General features: G+C 44.9%; 3 protein-coding genes. All 3 read left to right on the top strand.

Features of this window, described 5'->3' with window-relative positions; genetic code table 11:
* A partial coding sequence (locus tag P378_RS22245) for a hypothetical protein (protein ID WP_238473315.1) occupies positions 1–252 on the top strand: 252 nt, incomplete at its 5' end.
* Positions 253–425: 173 nt separating this feature from the next.
* The gene (locus tag P378_RS22240) at positions 426–1,979 is read left to right on the top strand and encodes a DEAD/DEAH box helicase family protein (RefSeq protein WP_238473314.1); all 1,554 of its coding nucleotides are present in this window, start codon (positions 426–428) and stop codon (positions 1,977–1,979) included.
* Positions 1,980–2,191: 212 nt separating this feature from the next.
* A partial coding sequence (locus P378_RS22235) for a helicase-related protein (protein WP_338013943.1) occupies positions 2,192–4,207 on the top strand: 2,016 nt, incomplete at its 3' end.

Genomic DNA, 4,207 nt, shown 5'->3' with positions numbered 1-4,207 from the left:
GACCAATTGGCCAGATTCAGGAAAATTATCGGTAGCGAAAAGTTCAGAGAAATATTTACGAGGGATACGCAAGCAACGCGCATACCCCATTTCGGAATGTACACAGGAAGAACGCCTTATTCCGGCGACGCAAAACCTGCAAACAGTCGTGAATTAGCGAATACGTTCCGTGAGAACTATCTGATAGACGACACCGCCGACGAAGAAACCCAACGGCGGCAAGCCAACAACATTAACGGCTTAAGAGCATAAACAAATACCCCGCCAGATTTGGAGAGAATGGACTTCAGATTTTCATTGAGAACTTGGAGAAAAACATCCATGTGCCATCTCCGTACGATGCCGAACTCATAACTCGCTTCGAGATGCAGGGGTGTCCGCCGGATATCCTGATTACGAACTACTCTATGTTGGAGTATATGCTTATGCGTCAACGAGAAGCCAACATATGGGATAAAACAAAACATTGGCTTAACGACTCCAAAGACAACAGACTTCTCATCGTTTTAGATGAGGCGCATATGTATCGTGGCTCCGCTGGCGGGGAAATTGCGCTCTTGTTGGAGCGTCTGTTCTATCGCTTAGGGATTTCAATTGACAGGGTTCAGTTTATCCTTACCACCGCAAGTATGCCTCAAAACGAACAAGAAGCGATTAATGCATTTTACTCTGGGCTTACTGGGAAAGAGTCCTCTTCTTGCGAGTTTCTGTTCGGCGCAAAAGAGGATGTTCCCGAAGACTTGGAGGTTAAGACAGACATTGATGCATTAGCATCGATTGGCTCTGACCAAGTACAAGGCGAAGGTATTACTAACAGAATTAAGAGTTTCGCGGATGCGGTTTTCCGTTGCAACTTACAGGATGACATTAGCCAAAGTCATGCTCAAGAATGGCTATACGACAATCTGCCTAAATACGAAGCGTTTGTTTTGCTGAACAAACTATGTCGTGATGGAGCAAAATCATATAGCGAGATTAAGAATACGCTATTCGGAAACAGTGCGAATGCCGAAAAAGCGCTCGACGCTTTATTGGCTTTGGTTTCCCTTGCCGCAAAGGATGGGAATATCCTGTTCCCTGTACGGCTTCATATGTTTTTGCGCGGACTTCAAGGGCTGTATGCGTGTTCCAACCCGAAATGCTCCTGCGCAAAATACTCCGAAAGCGAAAAACTCCCTCTTGGTAGGGTTATCTCTATCCCGAAGGACAAGTGCGAGTGCGGCGGCAGAATATACGAACTCGTTAACCACATAAAATGTGGGGCGTTATATCTACGAGTCTATGTTCAGAAGAACGAAGGACAGCCGTATTGGTATGTCTTCCCTGAACGTGGCTTGAACGGGGATGCTAATTCGCTCAATGAAATGCTTCTCTATGTAGTTCCCGAGAACTATCAAAGAAGAAAGAACGATAAGATTGGCGCGCTTGACCCATTGACGGGGAAACTGTATACGTCGCCCCAAGACGATGATAATTTGCTCACCGTCGTATATAGTGATAAATTCGACGCAAAGTCTCGGTCGTTTAACTTTGGCGTTTGCCCCAAATGCAAAAAACCTATGCCTTTGAAGAAACCCGTTGATTTATCTACCAAAGGTAACATTCCATTTTATAACCTGACAAAGGCACAGTTTGAACTTCAGCCTCCGAAGTCAGACTTAATCAATCAAGGGAAAAAAGTCTTGCTGTTCTCAGACTCACGCCAGAACGCTGCAAAACTTGCATTAGACCTGTCAAAATCATCTGACGCAGACGCTTTCCGTCAGGCTGTTATGTTTGCGTCGCTCCTTCTGCAAGTTGACGGGAAAGAACACTCTTTATCTGACTTATACCCGGCGTTTTTGGATGTTTGCATCCAAAACAGCTTACATTCTTCAGCGGGAAAAGCAAGGAGAAATTTGAAAACGACAAGCGACTGTTTAGGGACAAAAAAAGCAGAGTGGAGAGGCGAGGAAGAGCCATTGACTATTCTGCAGTAGCTTCAGAGTATCAGACATTACCCGATGACTACTATGAGCAGTTGCTAACTTTCTTCACAGAAAGCCCTCGTTCTTTTAAGGACATTGGCATTGGATTTTTAACCCCTGTATCTTCTGTTCTCGACGATTGCGTATTTGATTTGGAGGACGTTGGAGTAACCATAGATAAGGGTATTCTTTACCAATTGCTTGTGCTGTTGTTCTGGGATGTTATGGACGATAGTGCAGCTCTTGGAGAAATAATTCAAGACGATGTCAGAAAAGGTCTACCCGGCAGGAGCAAAAATCAGATATTTGGTTTGGGCTTTGAATTCTCAACTGAATTAGACAAAGGGCTTGTTCAGCGAATCCAAGAACTGTTGAACCTCGATAATCAAACGACAGCAAAAATCGCAAATAAGGTGCGGGACTTGTTTTTCGCTTCCTCAGCAAACAATCGCTACTACATTAAGTTAGCTGCAGTAAAGATTGAGTTTGCCGGCAAAGACTTCATTTGGTATCGCTGCGTAAAATGCGGGAAACTATCTCCGTTCAAAATTGGGGATTATTGCGGCGCTTGTTTTGATTCAACGGATTTAGTACCTATTGGCGAATCCGATTTGTCCCGCTTTGACTTTTGGCGGATACCGGTTCTGAACGCCTTAAACAAAATCGAAACCATTCACACAATTGATACCGAAGAGCACACAGCGCAATTGTCCCATAAAGAAATCCGAAGCGATACTTGGAGCCGCACAGAAAAGTATGAGATGCGCTTCCAAGACATCAACGCAGGTGAAAACGGCGAGGATTCCATTGATGTTTTGAGTTGCACGACTACTATGGAAGTTGGTATTGATATCGGTTCGTTGACTGCTGTCGGACTTCGCAACATACCGCCTATGAGAGAAAACTACCAACAGCGTGCGGGACGTGCCGGACGTAAAAATGCAGGCATATCCACAATCGTAACATACGCTTCCGGCGGAACGCACGACAGCCATTACTTTTTGCATCCTGACGAGATGATTTCCGGCTCGCCGCGTAAGCCGTGGATAGACCGCAACAATCCCAAAATCAAGCAGCGCCATTTTAATATGCTGGCTTTGAATGGATTCATGTCCACTCCCGATATGAAAACCCAATTCGACGGCATTGTTGACATAGGTATAATATCATTCTGCGAACAATACGGCGAGAACTTCATAGCGTTTGCGCAAGCTATGGATTTACCAACCGATGAGACAATCAGGCAATTCCGCGAAATCTGCAAGAATGTCTTAGCTGAAGGCAAGCGTGATGAGTATATTAACAACGACAAAGAAACGCCGGCGTTTGATGTTTTCTACCGCGAAGGCTTTATTCCCTCATACTCGTTCCCCAAAAATGTTGTACGGTTTTTCGTTGAGAAAGAATCTGAACGTGGTAAAAACGCTCCTCGGGATATTCAATATGCGCCAGAGCGAGATATTGCGGTAGCTCTTAGTGAATACGCACCCGGTCGCTTTGTTACGATAGACAAAAAAATATTTAAGAGCGGCGGCATTTACGCCAATCCTCGACCGAGGGGTTTTGAAACGAACCAAGCCGAGTTCTATTTCAAGAACAATGACTATTATAAAGATATCTACATCTGTTCCGATTGCAACTGGTTTGGCTTGAAGCAAGAGGATTCTCCCGGCATGGTTTGTCCGTATTGCGGCGCAGCCATAGTTCGGAATAAGATGTTGCGTCCTTGGGGATTTTCTCCTGTCAAAGGTGATGAAGTAAAGTTCGAAGACGAGGATGAACAATACACCTATGCTGAGGCTCCATATTATTCCTATGTACCCGAAGACACAAGGATGGATAATTACGGGCGGAGCAATATCCGTTTTGCTAATCTTCCTGACAGAAAAGTATTGACTGTTAATATGGGAAAAAGTAAAAACGGCTTCAACGTCTGCAAAAAGTGCGGTGGCGCAGAGGTCGCAGATGCGAACCCCAACGGGACATTTTCTTTCTCGCAACCATACCACGATAACCACCCTTTGTGCCGTCACGATGGTACTGTAGCTACCAATATCTTTCTGGGGTATGAATTCTTGACGGATATGTTCATGTTGGACATATCCTACCATTCCGCGAAACTTGTGGGCAACAGCAATGCGGAAGAGAAAAGCATACTTCGGGCGGCTGTAACGACCTTGCACGAAGCACTAAAGAAGGCTGTTTCGCTTGTTCTTGACATTGATTACAATGAAATCAGC

Source organism: Desulforamulus profundi, from assembly GCF_002607855.1.
Note: the sequence above shows the minus strand (reverse complement) of the source record. Positions and strands in the feature narration are given on the sequence as shown.

Excerpts from the sequence above, each read along its gene's own strand:
- P378_RS22240 (WP_238473314.1), top strand. The coding sequence starts at position 426 with ATGCGTCAACGAGAAGCCAACATATGGGATAAAACAAAACATTGGCTT.